The organism is Bacillus sp. JJ1521, from assembly GCF_036965165.1.
Taxonomy (GTDB): Bacteria; Bacillota; Bacilli; order Bacillales; family Bacillaceae_L; genus Ferdinandcohnia.
In genome coordinates this window covers 31,632-52,274 of the sequence record NZ_JBALOX010000013.1, presented here as the reverse complement: position 1 = coordinate 52,274, position 20,643 = coordinate 31,632, and the positions used below count along the sequence as shown (strand labels likewise).

Below are 20,643 nucleotides of genomic sequence, written 5' to 3'. Positions count from 1 at the left end.
AAGAACAAGACGAGGTGGAAAAAAATGATTGAAATCAATGAAGTGACAAAAAGATTCAAAGATAAAAAGACTTCTATTACGGCATTAAAGCATGTGAGATTTACAGTTGAAAAAGGGCAAGTGTTTGGATTGTTAGGCGAAAATGGAGCGGGAAAAACAACTCTCCTTCGAACAATTGCAACCCTCTTAACTCCAACTGATGGTAATGTAAAGGTGGCTGGTTATGATACGCAAAAAAATCCAGAAGAGGTGAAAAAGAGAATCGGAGTTTTATTCGGTGGGGAAACTGGATTATATGATCGCCTTACTGCCCGTGAGAATCTTGAATATTTTGCAGCCCTTTATGGATTAAGCAAGCATGAAACAAAAGTTAGAATTGATGAATTAGCGCGGATGTTTGGAATGAGAGATTACCTCAACCGAAAGGTCGGCGGGTTCTCAAAAGGGATGAGACAAAAGGTAGCGATTGCTCGGACATTGATTCATAATCCAGAGATTATTCTATTTGATGAACCAACGACAGGTTTAGATATTACATCTTCAAATGTGTTCAGACAGCTTGTTCACCAACTAAAACGTGATGGAAAGACAATCATTTTCTCAAGCCACATCATGGAAGAGGTTTCTATGCTCTGTGATTCCGTTGCAATGATGCATAAGGGAGAGCTAGTCTATCATGGTGATTTAGAGGAGCTTTATAAATTAGAAGGAAACCGGGATTTAAACTATATATTCATGAGTAAACTTGTAAGGGGGAACGAAACGTATGCTTCGTAATATATATTTAAAGGAATTAAAAGATTGCTTTAGGGATCGTCGAACATTGATACTTACTGTGTTATTACCAGTCATTATGATGTCCGGATTAACATTTTTTTATGAAAACATGATTTCGGAAGATGAGGGTGAGACCTATCAACTAGCGGTTGTAGAGTCTGCTATGAATGAGGCAGAAATGATTTTTACAGGAGTTAAGAATGTCGAACTAATCGAATCTTCTAATCTGGAACAATCTATTCTTGATGGGGATGCACAGGGTGGATTACAATTCACTCCAAATTTCATTGAGGCCACTCAAAATGGGGGAAAAGCTTCAGTAACGCTGATCGGGGATTCATTTAGTCAAAAGTCTAATCAATTAAATGCGATTATTATGAGCACATTAGCGTTTTTTGAAAAGACAGTTGTGGCAGAGAATCTTCAGGAAGGCGGAGTGGATCCGTCTGTTATGCAGCCATTTGCAATTGAACAAATCGAGCTTACAAATGAGGATCCAAATGTTGAAATGCTGGCATTTTTAATTCCCTTAATCTTATCAATTGCAATAGGAGTTGGTTCTGGACCTTCTGCATCAGACTTATTTGCAGGGGAAAAAGAGAAGAAAACAATGGAAGCTCTCCTAATGACACCGGTTAAAAGATCTACCTTGCTACTAGCAAAATGGCTAACGATAGCAACAATTGGGTCAGTGATAGGCATTGTTACATTGGGTGTAGTTGCAATGGAAATTAGTTTGTTTACTGAAAATCTCAAAAATGCGGTATCATTTGGAAATGACGCTTATTTAATCATTGGACTTGCGATTTTACTATCAATTATCTACGCTGCATTCACTGCATCATTAATCATGATTACAAGTATTGCCGCGAAGACGATCAAGGAAGCAGGAAGCTATAGTAGTCCTGTCATGATGATTGCGATGTTCCCTGCAATGGTGATTGTAGGGGTGGGTGTGAATGAACTTACAGCATTTCACTTCGTTGTGCCAATTATGAATTTGTTTACTTTAATAAAAGAATTGATGTTCGGAATTGTTAACTATGAACATATTTTACTTGCATTCGGTAGCAACATCGCTTGTATGATAATCTTCTTTGTTATTGGTCGAATCATGTTTATGAAAGATAAATGGGTTATGAACTAACGAATAAACTGCCAACCATAAAGGTTGGCAGTTTTATTTTCAGACGTCTTGAGCGTATCTTTCGTCTGAAATCTTTGTAAGTGTAACATATAGACTTACATTTTCTGATCCGTCATTTACAAAGCTTAAGCTTTCATCTCCATTACAAACTATTACATCATTCTTTTTTACTTTTACTTCTTGTTCATCAATTATAAAGGTGCCATCACCAGTTAAAACATGTAGATAAACATTTGAACCTGGATGTTTATGTGCAGGTAAAGATTGATTTGGCATAAAATTTAACACGAAGACGGTGCTGCCACCTTCTTTAAAGATAATACGCTTTGTAAGTCTTTCCACGTTATATTCAATAAAATTGTCGAGCATTTCTTTTTTCATTTGAATCGCTCCCTGTATATGTTTTCTTCGTCTATCTATACCCATTATAAGATAGGATTAAAAGACATACCGTGATTTAAATCATTATTTGTAAAAAATGAATAAACCACATCTAAGTTATAATAAAATTCAGTATAATGGTAGTATTACGACTAAAGTAGTATTGGCTGACCTTGTGCGAAAGGGTGTTTCAATGAAGCGATTTATGAAAAATGAATCTTTGTTATTTTACTTTTTTGGGTCGTTTCTCTTTATGGAAACGATTTTCAGGATAATTACAACTGAAGTTTTATTTACTTTTGATTATGTAAGGTCTCTTATTTTCCTAATTGTCTTTTGTCTAGTGCTTTTTCTAATTTGCAGTATTTTTAATGGTATATTTAACTTGCTTCTTGCACTTGTGCTTTTAACAATAGCCTCATTGATTTATGCATCCCAGATGATTTACTATAAGTTTTTTAAGTCATATTATATTATCTACTCACTTGGAATTACAGGCCAAATTATGGAATTTAGACGGGATATTTTAAATGTGATTGTTGATAATATTGTATTTATTATCTTGTTTTTTCTACCCGTTATTGGTTTAGTCTTTTTAAAAAAGAAGCGGATTGCATTTGTGAAAATTGGCTGGTTGAATCGACTAATAGTTGTTTGTTGCATCATTCTCTTTCAATCTGCTGGAATTGCAACGATCTATGCAGGTGGGAAGGAATCCCATTCAGCATTTGATTTATATTACGTTAGCAATCTTCCAAGCCTTTCTGTTGAGCGATTTGGTATTCTTACAGCGATGCGTATTGATCTTCAACGACAGCTTGTTGGAACGTCTCCTAAAGTGGAGATACCTAATCCGTCTAATCCGGTTTTCATTCATAAGCCTAATATTCAAAGGGAGCCCATTATAAAAATACCGCCCGAAAAAGTAGAAACAAAACCCAAAGAATATAACAAACTAGAAATCGACTTTAATGAATTAATTTCAAACGAAGAAAATGAGGAAATCCTAAATATGCATCGTTATTTTACATCAGTGAAACCCACTGCGAAAAATGAGTACACTGGCAAATATAAGGGATATAACCTGATCCTGATTACTGCTGAAGGTTTTTCACCATATGCTGTTCACAAGGATGTAACGCCAACCCTCTATAAGCTTGTCCATGAAGGCTTTCGATTTACGAATTTTTATACACCGATATGGGGCGTAAGTACGTCGGACGGAGAATATGTTGCATTAAATAGTTTAATACCGAAAAGTGGGGTTTGGAGCTTTCGAGATTCGGGAAGCAATCTCTTACCGTTTGTCATGGGAAAGCAATTGAAGAGACAGGGATACAAAACAACTGCATATCACAATCATACCTATACGTATTATGGAAGGGACATTTCACATCCAAACATGGGGTATGATTATTATGGTCTTGGAAATGGTTTGGATGTAATAGAAACCTGGCCAGAATCAGACCTTGAGATGATAGAAAAAACAATTCCAAATTATATAGATAACGAACCCTTCCATACGTATTACATGACTGTTAGTGGACATATGCAATATTCATTTATGGGAAATTTTATTGCGAATAAAAATAAACAACTTGTAGAAGATCTTCCATACTCCGAACAGGCAAAGGCGTATTTGGCAACACAAATTGAGTTAGATCGCGCACTGGAAACACTGATGGCTGAATTTGAGAAAAAGGGGATTGCGGAACGCACCTTGATTGCATTAAGTGCGGACCATTATCCATACGGGCTTGAAAAGAGAACGATTGACGAACTTGCAGGACATATAGTTGAGGAAAATTTTGAACTCTATAAAAGTGCCTTTATCCTTTATACAAAAGGAATGGAGCAAGTTGTCGTTGAAAAACCTGCATCCAGTCTAGATATTCTCCCAACACTTTCTAATTTGCTTGGGCTTGAATATGACTCAAGGTTAGTGATGGGAAGCGATATTTTCTCAGATGCTGAGCCACTTGTTATTTTTCAAAATCAAAGCTTTATTACAGATAAAGGAAGCTATAACTCCATTACCCATGGGTTCACTTCAGATGAGGGAGAAGTTTTGGAAGAGGGCTATTTTCAGAGTAGACTGCAGCGTGTCCAAGAAAAGTTCTATTACTCTGCCAAAATATTAGAGTTAGACTATTACCGAAAAGTATTTCGGGAATGATAAAAAAGGCATTTTATTAGAAAATGGTCCAATATAATTAAATGGGAATCGCACTATTCTTCTTTGCTTTTACAACGATTATGGCCTAATACTACATGGCAGAAACGAATATCGCTTATTTAATGAGAGGTAGAGACAGTAAGGTGGGCATGTTTATTCTTAAAATTGTTTTATTAGCCTCCATGACCTAAGGTACAGTAAATGAAGCAAAGCTTGCATGGGCATTTGGGGATATCTGCTTAGGTTTAATGGTTTGGCTGAACGTCATTGCCATTCTCATATTAGCAAAACCTGCATTAATCACCTTAAAGGATTACGAGAGGCAGCGTAAGGCAGGGGTATCCAGTCTTTGATCCCGTAAAGCTAGGAATTAAAAATGCGGATTACTGGGTGAATGATTATGTTCATGATGACAACCCATCAGGTTCTCTAGGAAATAAAGATAAAGATAATTCATTCCCTGGATAAAGGGGAGCGGGACCGAAGGCTCTAGATGCTTCGGTCCTTTTTTGTACATATTTTATTAAAAGAATTCAAATCTCAGCCATTCTAGTTTAGAATTAGGAATATACACAAATTGAGCATGTATAAGGAAGGTCTATTATGTCTGAAGAAAATATTACGAGGATTGAATTAGATGGTAAGGAATACATATTAATTGGAACAGCACATGTTTCTAAGCATAGTGCTGAACAGGTAAAGGAAGTTATCGAAGCCGAGAAGCCAGATTCTGTTTGTATTGAGCTCGATGATCAAAGATATCAGTCGATGATGGAAGGTAACAAGTGGAAGGAAATGGACATCTTTAAGGTCATTAAAGAGAAAAAAGCTACATTGCTTCTCATGAACCTTATGATTTCCTCCTTTCAGAAGAGAATGGCAAGCCAATTCGGGATAAATGCTGGTCAAGAAATGCTTCAAGGGATTGAGTCAGCAAAAGAAGTTGGAGCGGAACTCGTTTTAGCGGACCGAAATATTCAAGTTACGTTCTCACGGATTTGGAATGCCGTTGGGTTCACCGGTAAAATGAAATTATTAATGTCGATTATTTACAGCATCTTCAGTAACGAAACAATTACCGAGGAAGAGCTTGAAAAAATGAAATCTCAGGATATGTTAAATTCGATGCTGACGGAATTTTCGACGAGCTTTCCGAAATTAAAAACTCCACTCATTGATGAGCGGGATCAGTATTTAGCTCAAAAAATCAAACATGCCCCAGGAGAAAAAATAGTAGCTGTACTTGGGGCAGCGCATGTTCCGGGAATCAAGGAAGAAATAAAAAAGGAACATGATTTAAAGAAGCTTACCCAGCTTCCACCAAAATCAAAAGCACCCAAAATATTTGGTTGGGCGATTCCGGTTTTAATTGTGGCAATCATTGTTTACACATTCTTTGCGAATCCTGAAGCAGGTTTGCAACAAACCTTAAGTCTCGTTTTGTGGACAGGTTCGTTTTCAGCTATTGGAGCGGCGATTGCTCTAGGGCATCCATTGACGATTGTTGCCGCCTTTTTTGCAGCACCAATTGGGGTCATGCATCCACTAATTGCAGCGGGGTGGATTGCAGGATTTGTACAGGCTTTCTTACGCCGTCCAAGTGTGAAGGACTTTGAAACACTTTCAACCGATGTCTATAGTGTAAAGGGCTTCTGGCATAACAAAGTAACACGCATCTTGCTTATTATTGTTTTATGTAACCTAGGTACCACTCTTGGTTTATTTATCGGCGGAGCCGATGTCGTGAGGTTGTTTATCAAGAATTTATAAGGTAAAAAAGGCCTGTCCAGTGCGGACAGGCCTTTTTTATCTATGGCTAGCTTCAGCGCCTAGCCCCTCGAATCCGTCAAGAAGGTCAAAGTGCGACCTTCTAGCCGTCTTGTCTTATGCTTTTCGGGGCTAGCAAGGCGCATGCGCTTTGCTTATTAGTTAACACCCTTCATGAACTTCTGGATCTTCGGTGATACAAACAATAAAATAATACCTAAAACAATTGCGGCTCCACCAATTACTCCAAAATACGTCATTTCTGTTTCAGGTCGATAGAACTTAACAAGCTGTGCGTTAAGAGCTTGCGCAGCAGCATTTGAAAGCATCCATAAACTCATCATCTGTGCTGTAAACGCAGCCGGAGCCAATTTCGTTGTAGCGGAAAGTCCGACTGGTGAAATTAATAATTCTCCAAGTACAACAATGAAATAACTTAGTACTAACCAAAGTGGATTAACTAATGATTCTGTTCCACCTAAGTATGCTGGTAATAAAATAACAAGGAATGAAAGACCAGCAAACAATAACCCTAAAGAGAACTTCTTCGGAACAGAAGGTTGGCGATTACCAAGCTTTACCCACAACCATGCGAAAACAGGCGCAAACATGATAATAAATAATGGGTTTAACGATTGGAACAAAGCAGGTGAAATATCAAAGCCTGCAAAATGTAACTGTGTTCGTGTATCTGCATAATTGGCAAGAATGGTTGCTCCTTGCTCCTGAATAGACCAGAACATCACAGATGCTATAAATAAAGGAATGTAAGCTAAGATTCTAGAACGCTCAACTTCTGTAGTTTTTGGACTACGGTACATTGTTACAAAATAAATAGTTGGAATTAAAAATCCAAGGATACCAATAAGTGCGATAAATGAATCAAATGTTAGGATACCAGTAGGGATTGCAATCGCAACTAGAATTGCAAGAACAATTACACCTATAACTATTTGAGTATAAACCTTTTTCTTTTCGTCTTGAGCAAGTGGGTTTGGAACAATTGTTCCCGCAAGACCGAGATTCTTTTTCTTTGTAAAGACAAACATTAGTAAACCAAAGAACATCCCGATTGCGGCAATTGCAAAGCCCCAATGGAAATTATGTTTTAGCCCAACTTCACCGACGATAATTGGAGATAGGAATCCTCCGAGGTTGATACTCATATAGAAGATACTAAAACCTGCATCGCGTCGTGTATCAGTTTCACTATAAATTTCACCAACTACACTTGATACATTCGGTTTTAATAATCCGGTACCAAGAACGATTAGTACCATTGATACAAAGAATAGAGTGATGCTACCAGGAATCGCAAGTGCGATATGGCCAAGCATGATTAATATACCACCATAAAACACAGCTTTAGAAGTACCGAAGATTCGGTCTGCTAACCATCCACCTATAACACCTGACATATAGACAAGTGATCCATAAATGGACATGATAGCAAGGGCAGTGTGCTGATCAAGTCCTAGCCCACCCTTAGATACTTCATAATACATATAGAATACGAGAATCGCTCTCATCCCATAATACGAGAATCGTTCCCAGAATTCTGTGAAGAAAAGAGTGAATAGTCCTTTAGGGTGTCCAAAGAACCCCTTTTGAGGAACACTGTCCACAATTTTCTGTCTATTAAAGCTTGACATAATAAAACCTCCAAAATAGTATATTGGTATAATAATTTAAATTGTTTCACTATGTCAAACATATGAAAATTCCGATTTGGTTTAATATTTTATAAAGTTTACAATTTTAAGTGAAATGAAACTGCTTTCTATTATTATTTTTGTAAAAAAATAAACAAATTGCAGCTGCAATCTGTTTATAGCTTCCAAGGTTGGAGTATTTTTCAATTATTTTTGGTGTGAATTATATAGAATGTATAATAATACCAGCATAACAATATCCAGCCTAGCTGCAAATGCAAAATGTAGGAAGCCTGTATGTAGAATCGGAATTTTTACTAAAAGGATTGCTGCAATCATAATGACGAATAACGGAATCGTTGCTTTTTTAACTTCCTTATTGATTGCGATGAGAATTCCGCAAATAATTTCAAGAGTGGCGACGACATACATGACCAATTCTGGTGCAGGTAATGGCAGATTCATGAAGGTAGAGCTAAGCTCATTACTAAGAAGCTTCAAAGCCCCAGCTGTAATAAACACATAGGCAACTGCATATCGAATGAGATTCGAGCTAGAAAATGTTTTATACATGGTTAAGGGTATCCCTCCTTTTTCTATAACTCTATTTCTAGGAGGGACAAACTATGCTTACAATTAGTCTAGAGAAATATAAATACATAGAAAGTTGTAGGTCGAACCCATTTCGTTTGGATGAATAAAATAGGCAAAAGACATCTTTAGAGAAGGTGATGTATTTTGTCGTTTTATTATAGAGCACGACCGAACGGGATGATTGCTTATACCTCGAGGCGAGGTGGGCAATATGATATTCTGCTTTTTAATGTTCAAAATGGAACACAGGTGCAACTAACAAATGGATTGGGCGATTCTGTTTCTCGGCCTATATGGTCAGGCGATAATAGCAAAATCGCGTTTGTTGGGAAAAATCGAATCGTATATGTCATTTATCTTTCATCAGGAAAAATCGCAGCAATTGATCAACTCGGTCCTGATGAGGATTTCACATTAGATTGGTCTCCAAATCATCGAACACTTGGCTTTTCAACGAGAAACCATATCATGATGTATGATGTTTTGTCTTACCAGGCAACAAGTATTTCGGCTCCTAGTGCATCAGATGTCCAGTGGTTTCCAAATGGAAGGGAGCTTCTTTTTCAAGGAGTAGATTCCTCAGGCACCCAACAATTATTCCGGATTGCCACTAATGGTTCAGGAAGAAGGCAAATCACGAATAACACAGAAGGACCACTAAATGATGTTTCACTTTCTCCTGACGGGACATTTGCCCTTTATACAACACCTGGAGCGAGTATCTCACTGATTCGTACGGTTGATTTGTCGTCGGGAGAAGTATATGAAATCAAAGGCGGGGAGCAGGCGAAAAATTACTACCCGACATGGTCACCGATTTCCCAGTTGATTGCCTTTAGTGCAACAGCTTATAGCGAGGGAACCGGATATTATAACGAAATCCGACTTGTTGGAAAACGAGGGGGAAATGAGCGGGTGCTTACGAAATCTTCCTGCTATGCAACACCTGTTACATGGTCTCCAACTGGTCAGACAATCGCCTATTTATCCGGTTGCTCTGAGCAAGGAGCCGCAACTGAAATGTGGATGGTAGATTTACAGAAACCTTCACCGGTCATGCTCACGAGAGAACCTTTAATTGGGAACCTCAGTTGGTCTTCAGGAAATATTCCTTCTACAAACAAGATCTATACAAATGAAACCTATAGAGTGCGATTCCCTTATCCTTCGAACTGGCAGCAGGTAGACGCGGAGAGATATGAAGGGGAAAATGGATTCTTTCAAATTTCCGCAATCGGAGGTGGGGATGATATTCATGAAGTTTGTAAGGGGGAGGCATACCACAAATTGATGCCATATGGCTCGTCACCTCGCGTTAACCATACTAGAATAAGCGGTCAAGAGGCGTGCCTGATTTACCCATCTGCAGACCAACCGACTGAAATGAAACGACATGCAGCAGCCATTATCAGGTATCCTGCCCCTGTCCAAATTGAAGGTTCAACTTATAATTATTTCATTTTATGGGTGGATGAAGCGCATTTAAATCCAATTGCAAGTACAGTTACTTTTTTATGAAAAAAAGAGTTGCAACGTATTGGTTGCAACTCCTTTTACATTTCGCGCAGTTGTTTAGATAATGTGCTGATTTCTACTTCGAGCTCTGCAATTTGACGTTCCAATGGTGAGATATTACCATTCACAGAATCTAGTTTTTCCAAGTCGTTTTGAAGGCGAACATAGTCTAATTTTAACTCGCGGAGTTTGTATTCAATTTCTTTTCTATCCATTTCGAGTCCTCTTTCCAAGTTTTTCTTCATTATACCATTTCTTATTTTGCTACGCTTGGTTCAGGAACACGCGTTAGAATGATGAAACCAACGATAAATAGGATAACTAAGCTAAATACACCCATATTGGATTTTCCAGTTATTTGCGCTGTTACTCCGACAAGCAATGGACCCATAATCGATGCGAACTTTCCAAAGATATTATAAAAGCCAAAGAATTCATTTGCGTTTTGTTTTGGTACAATCTTCGCGAAATAGGAGCGACTTAATGCCTGGATTCCGCCCTGTGAAGTGGCAACTAGCATTGCAAGGATCCAGAAGTCAAGAGTCGTTTTTAAGAAATACGCATACACACATACGATAATATAGACGAAAATCCCTACATAGAGCATCTTTTTACCGGTGAATTTTTGTGCCAATCTACCGTACAGTACGGCAAATGGAGCAGCCACAACTTGTGTTACAAATAATACGATTAATAGATTTGTGGCACTGATCCCAAGGTCTGATCCGTAAGCAGTAGACATCGAAATAACCGTCCCAACTCCGTCAATATAAAAGAAGTAGGCAACTAGGAATAAAAACACGGCACGGTATTTTTTAATTTCCTTAAAGGTAGTTCCAAGTCTTTTGAAGCTGTTCGCCACTATTTTTGGTTCACGCTCAATATAGTAGCGCTGATGCACATTTTTAAAGATAGGAATCGAGAACAGCCCCCACCAGACGGCTGTAATAATAAAGGCAATCTTGCTGGCAACCATTGCAGAAATAGGTAGTATTTCCTTTTGAGCAAGTAAGATAATGGCAATGGCAAGTAGGAATGGAATCGTACTACCGATATAGCCTAGCCCATATCCGCGAGCGGAGACGCGGTCCATTTTTTCTTCAGTTGTGACATCAACAAGAAAGGCATCATAAAAAACGTTTGATCCAGTTGCACCTAATGCAGCAAATGTATAAACAATTAATAAGAGCAGCCAATTATCACCGGGAATAAAGGCTAATAAAGCTGTTGCGAATACCCCTAAAGCAAAGAAGAATGTGAAAAATTTCTTTTTGTAGCCTTGATAATCGGCAATCGTTCCTAAAATGGGACCCAACATCGCTAAAATAAATGTAAAAATGGCAATGGTGTAGCCCAGATAAGCAGTCGAATCTGCAGCATCAACACCCGCATTCGTTGCAGCTGCCTTGTAAAAAATCGGGAAAACAGCTGTTGTAATAATAATCGAATAAGCCGAATTGGCCCAATCATAATACATCCAACTCGATTCCTCTTTCGTAAACCCCCTCATCCCATAACCCCCTTAAAAGTTAATTAATATCTAGTAAATCCTCAACAACTTGACCGTCCGTTTCTCCTAGATTGAGTCCTAATAAACGGGCAAAGGTTGGTCCTTCGTCTACTAGATGCATTGCTGGTATTTCAATGTTTGGACGAATTCCTTTGCCAGATGCGATGAGCACAGTTGTATAGTTCTCTTTTTCTGGTGAGTAGCCGTGACTTGCGAAGGTATAGCGTTTTTCACGGACATCTTCGGCTTTGATTTCATCGATATACTCACCATCATGCTGCTCTTTAAAATAGTAACCGAGGCGCGCTTCTAACATAAATGCGGCATTGTCATTGGCCCCTTTTTCCTTAGCTTCACTCCTAGAAAGAATACGTTCGATTCCGTTATCTTCATTATTGCTTAGTTCTGTTAAAAGAGCTTTTACCTGGCCATGTGTTTTTGTGTCATTTTGATCTTTGATATAAATATATGCAGAGCCATCACAGCTTTGGCAGTAGGCCTTCCAATCTATCAATTTACCTTCATTGTTTACGGAAATAAGCCCTGCTTTGTTTAATAGCACATTCGGTTTAACCGCTCTGGATTCATCTAATGCACTATGGTCACCCACTGCAATAATGGTTGTTTTTTCAAAGATTCCACTTTCTTTAAGTGCGATCATTATTCTGCCTAGTCTTTCATCATGGCGACGAAGGGCAGCCATTGCTTCTTCAGATGAAAAACCATGATAATGCCGATGTGAATCTAAATCGACAAAATGGACTAGCATTAAATGTGGCCTTTTAGTCTTAATTGTTTCGACCGTTGACTCTAGGACGAAATCATCAAGCTCAGGCTGGTTGAGTCCATTTCGTAGATGCCCAAATTTACGATTCATTTCCAATTGATAGAGTGGGCTGCCATTAAATAAGGAAACAACAATTTGATTATGCCAAGGTCGATTCGCGAAAATCTCGGGCATGTTGTAATCAATATTTGCCTTGGCTGTTACAGGCCATAGAAGAGCGGCTGTTTTCATACCGGCTTTTTTAGCCTCATCATATAATGTTGTACTTTTCACATGACGACGATGCCAATACCAATCCGGCGATGGCCGGCCAGGCTGAAGAAAAGTATTGTTTACGATACCATGATTCCTTGGATACTTACCAGTGACGATTGTGGCATGGCAGGGATATGTAACAGATGGATAGATCGTTTCAACATTTGGGCAATATGACGCATGCTCCAAGAGCTTTTTAAAATTTGGCAGCTTTTCAATGATTGGAAAATCTAGTGATGATAGACAGTCAAATGAAATGACGAGTAAGTGTTCTGTAAGCCGAGACATCTGATTCTACAACCTCCAAAAGTCTTGCAATCTACTCTTAATATAACAGAAAATTGGGAACTTAAATATAAAATTCGTGTAAAGGCAAAGTAAAAAAGTGTTCATTTTTATGTGAGATGGAATATAATAGTGGTTATGTTTGATTAAAAATAGTTCGAGGCGCATTTGATATAGAGGAGAACGAATCATGTACGAAACAAACACCATTAGAGAAAAAATAAAATTGATTTTTGTTATGCTGATCCCGATTTTAATTACACAGCTGAGTATGTTTTCCATGGTCTTTTTTAATACGATTATGACGGGTCGATTTAATTCATCGGACTTGGCTGGGGTAGCGATTGGTTCTTCCATATGGAATCCCATTTTTACAGGAATTAGTGCGATTTTACTTGCGGTATCACCAATTGCTGCCCAAAGATTTGGTGAAAAGAAGAGCAATGAGGTATCGTCAGTTGTATCAAGTGGGATTTATTTAAGCCTCATCATCGGAGCAGTGGTCATTTTGGCAGGAGTCATCTTTTTAAATCTGTTGTTAACGATGATGATTTTACCTGAAAGTGTTCATAAGACTGCCCATGATTATTTAGTAGGGTTGAGCTTTGGAATCATTCCGCTATTTATTTTTAATGTACTGCGGTCATTCATTTATGCATTAGGGATTACGAGAGTTGTGATGTTTATTTTATTAGTCTCCGTACCTATAAATCTTCTATTAAATTATGTTTTGATTTTTGGAGCCTGGGGCTTTCCGGCACTTGGCGGTGGGGGAGCTGGTTTGGCAACCTCGATTACATTTTGGATTATTGTTGGGGTAACTGCTTTCGTCGTTATTACGAAAGAACCTTTTTCTTCCTTTAAAGTTTTTGTGGGGTCGAGAGGGTTTACTTTTAAAGAAAGCAAGGAGATTCTAAAAATCGGTATTCCAATGGGGTTATCAACCTTCTTTGAAACAAGTATGTTTGCAGTAGTGACGATTTTAATTAGTAAATTTTCGGTTACAACTGTTGCGGCTTATCAATCCGCATTGAACATTGTTTCGTTCCTATATATGATTCCTGTGAGTATTTCAATGGCATTGACTGTTTTAGTTGGGTTTGAGGTAGGTGCACGCCGTTATAAGGATGCGAAAGTTTATAGCTGGCTTGGGATTGCACTATCCATGATCATTGCGCTAGTCACTGGCTTGTTCGTTATATTCTTCCGGTTTGAAGTGGCGGGGCTGTATTCAACGGAAACCGCGGTTATTGGATTAACTGCACAATTCTTGATTTACGCATTGTTTTTCCAGGTGTCAGACTCTATTCAAGCAACAGCTCAGGCTGCCCTAAGAGGATACAAGGATGTCAATATCGCGTTCGTGATGACATTAATTTCCTACTGGCTCATCTGCTTACCTGCAGGATGGGGGCTTGCTCACTTCACTGATTTGGGCGCTGCAGGTTACTGGATCGGATTGTCATTTGGGCTACTTGCTGCAGGCATTGGGTTATCAGCAAGACTTATTCATATTCAACGTACACGGTTTTCTGAGGAGAAGATGGTGGGGTAAAAAAAAGGAAGGGGGCTCCCCTTCCTTTTTTATATGCTCTTCACCAAAACTTTACAATTCTTTAACCGTGGCTAAAGAAAATAATCGCAATTTTTCGATAAAATATAGTAAAAGGCATTGGAGGGGTTAGATGAAGATTACGGTTGCTGGTGCAGGGTATGTGGGACTAGTTACAAGTGTTTGTTTAGCTGAACTTGGGCATGAAGTAATTTGCATTGATATCCAAACTGAAAAAGTAGAAAAGCTGCAGGAAGGGTATTCCCCCATTTACGAACCCGAGTTGGACCCACTTTTAAGGAAAAACTTGAAAGAAGGCAGACTCTATTTTACGACGAACCCACGTTTTGCGTACACAAATGCTGATATTATTTTTATCACAGTGGGGACTCCCCAGCATGTGGACGGTACTGCAAATCTCGATTATGTCTATAATGTTGCTGAAACAATTGCTGTTCATATTGAAAGTGATGTCATTATATGTACGAAAAGCACCGTCCCTGTGGGAACAAATGAAAAAATTAAAAGGATCATTGATTCTAATAAGCTCCCGCAGCTTCAGGTTGAGGTTATTTCAAACCCTGAATTTTTACGAGAAGGCTCTGCTGTCTTTGATTTCTTTTATGGAGATCGAATTGTAGTTGGAGCAATCAATCAAGAAAGTGCCGAGGTTCTTGAACAAATCTATCAACCACTCAAAATTCCAATCATTAAAACGGATGTGAAGAGCGCAGAAATGATTAAATATGCCTCAAATGCTTTTCTTGCTACAAAAATAAGCTTTGTAAATGAGATTGCGAGAATGTGTGAAAAAGTAGGGGCAAACATTGACGACGTAACTTACGGAATCGGAAAAGACCAACGAATTGGACCTTATTTTTTGAAAGCAGGTCTTGGCTATGGAGGTTCTTGTTTTCCTAAAGATACGAGAGCATTAATTCAAACTTCAGGAAGTTTGGGTCATCATTTTGAATTACTTGAGGCTGTCATTCGAGTGAATAATCGTCAAAAATCGTTTCCTGTCTTAAAGGCAAAAGAGATTTTGGATTCATTAAAAGGAAAGAAGGTTGCGGTTTTAGGACTTTCCTTTAAACCAAATACAGATGATATAAGGGAAGCTGCTTCCATCACAGTCATTAGAGAACTTCTTCAGGAGGGAGCTAGTGTCATTGCATACGACCCTATAGCCATTCAAAATGGGAAAGAGATTTTTGGGAATTCCATTGACTATACAGATGAAATTCCAATAGCCATTGAAAAAGCCGACCTTACAATCATTACAACCGAATGGGAGCAAATTAAACAATTTCCTTTAAACCTATACAGTATATATATGAACGAACCAAGAGTGGTTGACGGAAGAAATTGCTACTCTCTAGAAGAAGTGCAGAAATTTCCCCTGTTATATGTTTCAGTAGGAAGACCAACAGTGGTGAATACATTAACGAAAAAGCTGTAAAGGTTAAGAGAGGAGAGTTGGATCATGAAGCTTTTTCTTTCAATTTATAATGTTGATTGTCAAATTTATCAAAAAGTAAACCAGCATTACGATCAAAAATGGCTACACTTTTTCTTCTCCAGAATCACATTTTTAGGTGGGGCAACTTTTACTATTATCACTTGTCTTACATTAGCTTTATTGACTACAAATCAATTAAGGATAACTGCTGTTGCAAGTGCGCTTTCCTTAGCGCTTAGTCATTTACCTGTACATGTAATTAAGGGACTATACCCGAGGAAAAGACCGTATTTAATCGTGGAAAAATCGAAGTTTCCTTTAAAAGCTTTAACAGACCATTCGTTTCCTTCGGGGCACACAACGGCAATTTTTTCGGTTATTATTCCTTTTATTTTATATATGCCATACCTCTCAATCATACTTATCCCGATCGGGATATGTGTTGGACTATCAAGAATTTTTTTAGGTCTACATTATCCATCTGACGTGATGGCAGGTTGCGTTTTGGGAACAGCAGCTGGAATAACAAGTTATCTTTTCGTAATTCAATTAACAGAATCTACCTTAAGGGGGATCTTATGAAAATCGCGATCTTTACAGATACCTATTATCCAGAGGTAAACGGTGTAGCACGTACATTAAAAAGATTTACTGATTATCTAAAGGAACAGGGTATTGATGTTAAGGTGTTTGCGCCAAAGTCTGACTCTAACGAATACGTATCTAGTCACATACACCGATTTAAAAGCTTGTCTTTTTTCCTTTATCCAGAGTGCAGACTTGCATTTCCGAATATGCTTCAAATACGGTCTGAACTCGAAAAATTCTCACCAGATATCATCCATGTTGCAACACCCTTTAATATAGGATTTTGCGGGAGCTATTACGCAAAAAAGTTGAACATTCCGCTTGTAGGTTCCTACCATACAGATTTTGATTTTTATCTACAATTTTATGATTTGCAATTTTTATCCAATCCTTTGTGGTCCTATATGAAATGGTTCCATCGACCATTTCAAAAGCTATATGTGCCAACCCCAGTGACGAAAAAGCAGCTTGAAGAAAAAGGGTTTGCTGATATAGAAATATGGACTCACGGGGTTGATTGCGAGTTGTTTAATCCTTACTATAAAAAGGACGTTGTTCGGGAAAAATATCAGACTTCCAAAAAGTATATGCTTACTTATGTGGGGCGATTAGCGCCTGAAAAAAATGTAGAGTTACTAGTTGAAATTGCAAATTCATTGCCACCGGAGTGGAGTGAGAAAATCCAATGGCTAATCGTTGGCGACGGGCCGTCACGCAGAAAAATGGAGGAAGAGGCTCCAGCCACTATGACCTTTACTGGATTTTTAAAAGGGACGGAACTGGCAGAAGTGTATGCTGCTTCAGATTTATTTGTTTTTCCATCATCTTCAGAGACCTTTGGGAATGTCATGCTCGAATCAATGGCTAGCGGTACACCGGTTATTGGGGTGAATGCAGGTGGAGTTAAGAATGTTGTTCAAGAAGGAATTACCGGCTATTTGTGTGAGCCTGGTAATACAGAAGAAATAACGAATAAGATTCTGCATTTACTAGAAAACGACGGTGTTCGTAGTCGAATGGGAATGGAAGGAAGAAAATATGCATTAACTCAAAAATGGGATGTCATTTTTGAAAACCTGCTCTACAGCTATTCAACCGTATTGAAGGATCCAAGTAAACAAAAATATGCATAGAAAAAGGAAGGGAAACCCCTTCCTTTTTTGTGGACTCATTCCCCGAGAAAGTTAACAAATTCGCTCCCGGTTAATTCAAGGTTTTTCGGGACACGGATGATGATAAATTCATAATTAAATGGAGTATCATCGTCATGTCTATTGTCAAACTCCTCCGTGATTCCGCCACCTCTAAACTGTGAAATCACAAAATCATTATGAAAACTATAGAGTTTTACCTCATGATTCATTGCGGGATTCGCGATCAAATAATTACCTTCGATTGAAACGATTGGTAATGGGATCTCTTCATAAAAATCGTAGCCATTAAAATTTGTATTTGCTAAATAATAGATAACCTCAATGGTTTGGTCATTATTTTCTTTCCGATCAAAAATAGTAAACATGTTTATGTTATCTAAGTATTGAACATTAAGGTTCTCTTTATCGAATGTGAAATCCCATTTACCTTTCTCCTGTATCGTTTCAACATCTTTAAATGTCCCTTGTTCAATTGCCTGATGAATTTGTTCATAGGTCAAAGCCTGTGTACTACTTACGGTTGAAAAAAAGCTTGATTTAGGTATGCAATAATAAACAATGACGGACACTGCTAAAATGGTAAAATAGCTTCCGATTAAAATTTTCGTACTTTTAGCACCATAGGACTTTTTACCAACAAATATCGTAAGCAGGATAACTGTTATAATAAACAAGATGATAATAGGAAGTACAATTGCGATTGCTGACATTAATTTCGAACCTCCAATCGGTTAGTTGCAGCTATTACAATCCACATCAATACCGCAACTGTAATCACAACTTTGATTGTAAAAGTAAAAATGGATGATTCACTAGCAAAAAACATAATATAGCTAACCTTATCATTTGCCCTTACTTCAAATATTGCCCAGCCAATTAGAAGTGCTGGGATTACAAATCCGAACAGCTTATTCATCTGTGTAAACATTCCAATTAAATATCCTAAGGTTGCGAAGAGCATCAGATATAGGGTTCCAACATAAATTCCTACAAGCAAGTCAGAGAACGGTAGGAAGAAATGATCCGCAATTATTTTATTACCGCCATCTTTAAAAAATAGGATCACTCTTAACAGAATCCCGGCAAATGTCGAGGTGATACTGGCGATGAAAGAATAGATAATCATCATCCCGATTGTTGAAAGATGGCTGCTCATTCTGTTTGTTACAAATGAAAAATCAATATAGTGATAGGGTTTTGTTGATAAAGTGATTGCCGTAATGAAAGCCCAAAAGATAGTAAATGCAAAAATCATGCTTCCGGAGTAAGTGGAGATGCTTATACTTCCACCCATTCCCATCGATCCAACCCCATTAAAAGAAAACAAAAGCGCAATCGCCTGGACAGTTACTAGACTTGAAAATGTACCATAATATGATCGAACTTTGAAAACCAATTGCTTTCGGACAACATCAAGTAAACTCGCATTAGTTAAAGACATCATTTATACCCCCTTTATTCTTTGCGGTGAGATACACACAAAGGTCGTCTGTCGCTACAGGTGATAGTTCAATCCCAAGCTTCTTTGCTTCCAGCCAGGTTGTTTCAGGATAAATATCCTTTACAACTGAATAAATGTAATCATTTCCGATATCCTCAACATAAATGACTTCCATACCCTTTGTAATTTGTTCGATGACATCTGTTTTACCTCGAAGTCCCACGGCATATTCCTTCAGATCATCGATTGGTACATGAAGTGCAACACTTCCATTTCGAATGAGGAGAACATTTTCTAGAATACTATCAATTTCGTTAAGAAGGTGGCTTGAAAAAAGGATTGTTCTAGGATGCGCGATGTAATCCTTTAATAAAGCTTTGTAAAAATCCTTTCGTATGGCTGCATCCATTCCAGTTGTTGGTTCATCGAAGATTGTAATCGGGCAGCGGGAAGAAAGACCGATAATCATATTAAAAGTACTTTTCATTCCTTTTGAGAGATGATGATGAAGTTGCTTTGGATTTAAATCAAAATAATCGAATAGGCGTTTTGCCAATTCACGATCCCAATTAGGGTAAAAGCTTGCACTTGCTTTTAAGATTTCAGCTAAATTAAGCCAAGGCGGGAAGGCCATATTGTCATCCACAAAAATGAGATTGGAAGATACTTTTAAATTATTAAAAGGATTTTCTGAAAAAACGCGAACGTCACCAGAAGATACTGGATAAAATCCAGCGATTATTTTTAAAAGAGTAGTTTTTCCAGCACCATTTCTCCCAATGACCCCAGTTATCGTATTTGGCTCAATTGTAAAAGTAAGTTGATCTAAAGCTTTTATACCACCGTACAGTTTCGATACGTTTTGAACTTCAATTGCATTCACTTCCGATTCCCCCTCTGCCGTTCTTTTTCAGCTTTAATCATATTGACTAATTCTTCTATACTTACTCCTAACCGCTCCGACTCCATCACAAGCTCCAATACAAGACTTTTCATCGTTTGACTTTTCCTTTTCTCTAAAATAAATTGTTTGGCATTTGGTGTCACAAACATGCCTAAGCCACGCTTTTTATATAGGATATTCTCGTCTGCAAGGAGATTAAGCCCCTTCGCAGCAGTAGCAGGATTAATATTAAACATCTCGGCAAGCTGATACTGGGAAAACACTTTATGATCCTCAGGTATAGCTCCGCTCAAGATTTCGGTTTCAATCCATTCTGAAATCTGGACATAAATAGGCTTTGTGCCATCCTGCTTAAACTTCATAATATACACCTCCCTTAGGTGATTATGTACATTAGTGCATTAGTGATATAATGTACTATACTACATTATATGAAGAAATTCCAGATAATTTACTATAATTTTAAAAAAAGACTATAATTATGTAGGAGAGACCTATGATTAGGACAGATTTTAAAGTGTTATTTTGAAAATACGCCTTAAGTCTTAGATACTTGTAATTTCTAGGTCCATAGTTTGAATAAATATCTTATAGTATAGTTAAGTTGAGGAAGAAGAAAAGATTGAAGGGAAGAGATAGTGGGGTTTTATGGTAATTCAATTCAACGGTCTTATGAAGTCCCGAACGCAATTCAGTTGC

The 20,643-nt window shown here is 38.0% G+C and carries 19 protein-coding genes and 1 pseudogene; 10 read left to right on the top strand and 10 right to left on the bottom strand.

The window, feature by feature from the left end:
* Window positions 1-24 precede the first annotated feature (24 nt).
* Window positions 25-777, top strand: a complete 753-nt coding sequence (locus tag V7147_RS03105; RefSeq protein ID WP_335366397.1) for an ATP-binding cassette domain-containing protein — start codon at window positions 25-27, stop codon at window positions 775-777.
* On the top strand, window positions 767-1,924 hold the full coding sequence (locus V7147_RS03100) for an ABC transporter permease (protein ID WP_335366396.1): 1,158 nt from the start codon (window positions 767-769) through the stop codon (window positions 1,922-1,924). Before V7147_RS03105 ends, V7147_RS03100 begins: the two co-directional genes overlap by 11 nt.
* A 39-nt stretch (window positions 1,925-1,963) precedes the next feature.
* On the opposite strand, the gene V7147_RS03095 is transcribed toward V7147_RS03100, so the two are convergent.
* Window positions 1,964-2,305: a cupin domain-containing protein gene (locus V7147_RS03095; RefSeq protein ID WP_335366395.1), complete on the bottom strand. Its 342-nt coding sequence runs from the start codon at window positions 2,303-2,305 to the stop codon at window positions 1,964-1,966.
* A gap of 505 nt (window positions 2,306-2,810) precedes the next feature.
* Between V7147_RS03095 and V7147_RS03090 the strand changes: the two genes are divergently transcribed.
* The 3 genes and pseudogenes from V7147_RS03090 to V7147_RS03080 all read left to right on the top strand — a co-directional run bounded on the left by V7147_RS03090 (window position 2,811) and on the right by V7147_RS03080 (window position 6,251).
* On the top strand, window positions 2,811-4,481 hold the full coding sequence (locus V7147_RS03090) for an LTA synthase family protein (RefSeq protein WP_335366394.1): 1,671 nt from the start codon (window positions 2,811-2,813) through the stop codon (window positions 4,479-4,481).
* Between the two features lie 41 nt (window positions 4,482-4,522).
* Window positions 4,523-4,949, top strand: a pseudogene (locus V7147_RS03085) (alanine:cation symporter family protein); the annotation flags it as partial.
* A 135-nt stretch (window positions 4,950-5,084) separates the two neighbouring features.
* A complete protein-coding gene (locus tag V7147_RS03080) occupies window positions 5,085-6,251 on the top strand; it encodes a TraB/GumN family protein (RefSeq protein ID WP_335366393.1) in 1,167 nt (388 codons plus the stop codon).
* A gap of 155 nt (window positions 6,252-6,406) precedes the next feature.
* Here the strand turns inward: V7147_RS03080 and V7147_RS03075 are convergent, their stop codons facing one another.
* Both V7147_RS03075 and V7147_RS03070 read right to left on the bottom strand, forming a co-directional pair.
* Complete coding sequence (locus V7147_RS03075) at window positions 6,407-7,900, bottom strand: peptide MFS transporter (protein ID WP_335366392.1); 1,494 nt, start codon at window positions 7,898-7,900, stop codon at window positions 6,407-6,409.
* Between the two features lie 207 nt (window positions 7,901-8,107).
* On the bottom strand, window positions 8,108-8,473 hold the full coding sequence (locus tag V7147_RS03070; protein WP_335366391.1) for a DoxX family protein: 366 nt from the start codon (window positions 8,471-8,473) through the stop codon (window positions 8,108-8,110).
* Between the two features lie 165 nt (window positions 8,474-8,638).
* Here V7147_RS03070 and V7147_RS03065 point away from each other — a divergent pair, with 165 nt between their 5' ends.
* Window positions 8,639-10,012 carry a TolB family protein gene (locus V7147_RS03065; RefSeq protein ID WP_335366390.1) on the top strand — a complete coding sequence of 458 codons (1,374 nt, stop codon included), beginning with the start codon at window positions 8,639-8,641 and terminating at the stop codon, window positions 10,010-10,012.
* Window positions 10,013-10,047: 35 nt separating this feature from the next.
* Here V7147_RS03065 and V7147_RS03060 read toward each other — a convergent pair whose 3' ends face one another.
* Genes V7147_RS03060 through V7147_RS03050 form a run of 3 tightly spaced genes read right to left on the bottom strand, consistent with a single transcriptional unit; the run spans window position 10,048 to window position 12,849 of the window.
* Window positions 10,048-10,254 carry an SE1832 family protein gene (locus V7147_RS03060; protein WP_438824535.1) on the bottom strand — a complete coding sequence of 69 codons (207 nt, stop codon included), beginning with the start codon at window positions 10,252-10,254 and terminating at the stop codon, window positions 10,048-10,050.
* A gap of 11 nt (window positions 10,255-10,265) precedes the next feature.
* Complete coding sequence (locus V7147_RS03055) at window positions 10,266-11,519, bottom strand: MFS transporter (protein ID WP_335366389.1); 1,254 nt, start codon at window positions 11,517-11,519, stop codon at window positions 10,266-10,268.
* Window positions 11,520-11,538: 19 nt separating this feature from the next.
* Window positions 11,539-12,849 carry an alkaline phosphatase family protein gene (locus V7147_RS03050; RefSeq protein WP_335366388.1) on the bottom strand — a complete coding sequence of 437 codons (1,311 nt, stop codon included), beginning with the start codon at window positions 12,847-12,849 and terminating at the stop codon, window positions 11,539-11,541.
* Between the two features lie 187 nt (window positions 12,850-13,036).
* On the opposite strand from V7147_RS03050, the gene V7147_RS03045 reads away from it, so the two are divergent.
* From V7147_RS03045 to V7147_RS03030, 4 genes are all read left to right on the top strand, one after another.
* The gene (locus V7147_RS03045) at window positions 13,037-14,401 is read left to right on the top strand and encodes an MATE family efflux transporter (RefSeq protein WP_335366387.1); all 1,365 of its coding nucleotides are present in this window, start codon (window positions 13,037-13,039) and stop codon (window positions 14,399-14,401) included.
* Between the two features lie 130 nt (window positions 14,402-14,531).
* Complete coding sequence (locus tag V7147_RS03040; RefSeq protein ID WP_335366386.1) at window positions 14,532-15,857, top strand: UDP-glucose dehydrogenase family protein; 1,326 nt, start codon at window positions 14,532-14,534, stop codon at window positions 15,855-15,857.
* Between the two features lie 24 nt (window positions 15,858-15,881).
* Window positions 15,882-16,439, top strand: a complete 558-nt coding sequence (locus tag V7147_RS03035; protein ID WP_335366385.1) for a phosphatase PAP2 family protein — start codon at window positions 15,882-15,884, stop codon at window positions 16,437-16,439.
* Entirely contained in the window at window positions 16,436-17,578 is a 1,143-nt protein-coding gene (locus V7147_RS03030; RefSeq protein ID WP_335366384.1) for a glycosyltransferase family 4 protein, read from the top strand. Before V7147_RS03035 ends, V7147_RS03030 begins: the two co-directional genes overlap by 4 nt.
* A 35-nt stretch (window positions 17,579-17,613) precedes the next feature.
* Here the strand turns inward: V7147_RS03030 and V7147_RS03025 are convergent, their stop codons facing one another.
* Genes V7147_RS03025 through V7147_RS03010 form a run of 4 tightly spaced genes read right to left on the bottom strand, consistent with a single transcriptional unit; the run spans window position 17,614 to window position 20,306 of the window.
* Window positions 17,614-18,309, bottom strand: a complete 696-nt coding sequence (locus tag V7147_RS03025; RefSeq protein WP_335366383.1) for a hypothetical protein — start codon at window positions 18,307-18,309, stop codon at window positions 17,614-17,616.
* Entirely contained in the window at window positions 18,309-19,040 is a 732-nt protein-coding gene (locus V7147_RS03020; RefSeq protein WP_335366382.1) for a hypothetical protein, read from the bottom strand. Before V7147_RS03020 ends, V7147_RS03025 begins: the two co-directional genes overlap by 1 nt.
* A complete protein-coding gene (locus tag V7147_RS03015; protein ID WP_335366381.1) occupies window positions 19,027-19,923 on the bottom strand; it encodes an ABC transporter ATP-binding protein in 897 nt (298 codons plus the stop codon). The genes V7147_RS03020 and V7147_RS03015 overlap by 14 nt, the downstream gene beginning before the upstream one ends.
* The gene (locus V7147_RS03010; RefSeq protein ID WP_335366380.1) at window positions 19,920-20,306 is read right to left on the bottom strand and encodes a GntR family transcriptional regulator; all 387 of its coding nucleotides are present in this window, start codon (window positions 20,304-20,306) and stop codon (window positions 19,920-19,922) included. The genes V7147_RS03015 and V7147_RS03010 overlap by 4 nt, the downstream gene beginning before the upstream one ends.
* Window positions 20,307-20,643: the final 337 nt, after the last annotated feature.

Coding starts and splice junctions, on each gene's coding strand:
- V7147_RS03105 (WP_335366397.1), top strand. CDS start 25: ATGATTGAAATCAATGAAGTGACAAAAAGATTCAAAGATAAAAAGACT.
- V7147_RS03100 (WP_335366396.1), top strand. CDS start 767: ATGCTTCGTAATATATATTTAAAGGAATTAAAAGATTGCTTTAGGGAT.
- V7147_RS03095 (WP_335366395.1), bottom strand. CDS start 2,305: ATGAAAAAAGAAATGCTCGACAATTTTATTGAATATAACGTGGAAAGA.
- V7147_RS03090 (WP_335366394.1), top strand. CDS start 2,811: ATGGAATTTAGACGGGATATTTTAAATGTGATTGTTGATAATATTGTA.
- V7147_RS03080 (WP_335366393.1), top strand. CDS start 5,085: ATGTCTGAAGAAAATATTACGAGGATTGAATTAGATGGTAAGGAATAC.
- V7147_RS03075 (WP_335366392.1), bottom strand. CDS start 7,900: ATGTCAAGCTTTAATAGACAGAAAATTGTGGACAGTGTTCCTCAAAAG.
- V7147_RS03070 (WP_335366391.1), bottom strand. CDS start 8,473: ATGTATAAAACATTTTCTAGCTCGAATCTCATTCGATATGCAGTTGCC.
- V7147_RS03060 (WP_438824535.1), bottom strand. CDS start 10,254: ATGAAGAAAAACTTGGAAAGAGGACTCGAAATGGATAGAAAAGAAATT.
- V7147_RS03055 (WP_335366389.1), bottom strand. CDS start 11,519: ATGAGGGGGTTTACGAAAGAGGAATCGAGTTGGATGTATTATGATTGG.
- V7147_RS03050 (WP_335366388.1), bottom strand. CDS start 12,849: ATGTCTCGGCTTACAGAACACTTACTCGTCATTTCATTTGACTGTCTA.
- V7147_RS03045 (WP_335366387.1), top strand. CDS start 13,037: ATGTACGAAACAAACACCATTAGAGAAAAAATAAAATTGATTTTTGTT.
- V7147_RS03040 (WP_335366386.1), top strand. CDS start 14,532: ATGAAGATTACGGTTGCTGGTGCAGGGTATGTGGGACTAGTTACAAGT.
- V7147_RS03035 (WP_335366385.1), top strand. CDS start 15,882: ATGAAGCTTTTTCTTTCAATTTATAATGTTGATTGTCAAATTTATCAA.
- V7147_RS03030 (WP_335366384.1), top strand. CDS start 16,436: ATGAAAATCGCGATCTTTACAGATACCTATTATCCAGAGGTAAACGGT.
- V7147_RS03025 (WP_335366383.1), bottom strand. CDS start 18,309: ATGTCAGCAATCGCAATTGTACTTCCTATTATCATCTTGTTTATTATA.
- V7147_RS03020 (WP_335366382.1), bottom strand. CDS start 19,040: ATGTCTTTAACTAATGCGAGTTTACTTGATGTTGTCCGAAAGCAATTG.
- V7147_RS03010 (WP_335366380.1), bottom strand. CDS start 20,306: ATGAAGTTTAAGCAGGATGGCACAAAGCCTATTTATGTCCAGATTTCA.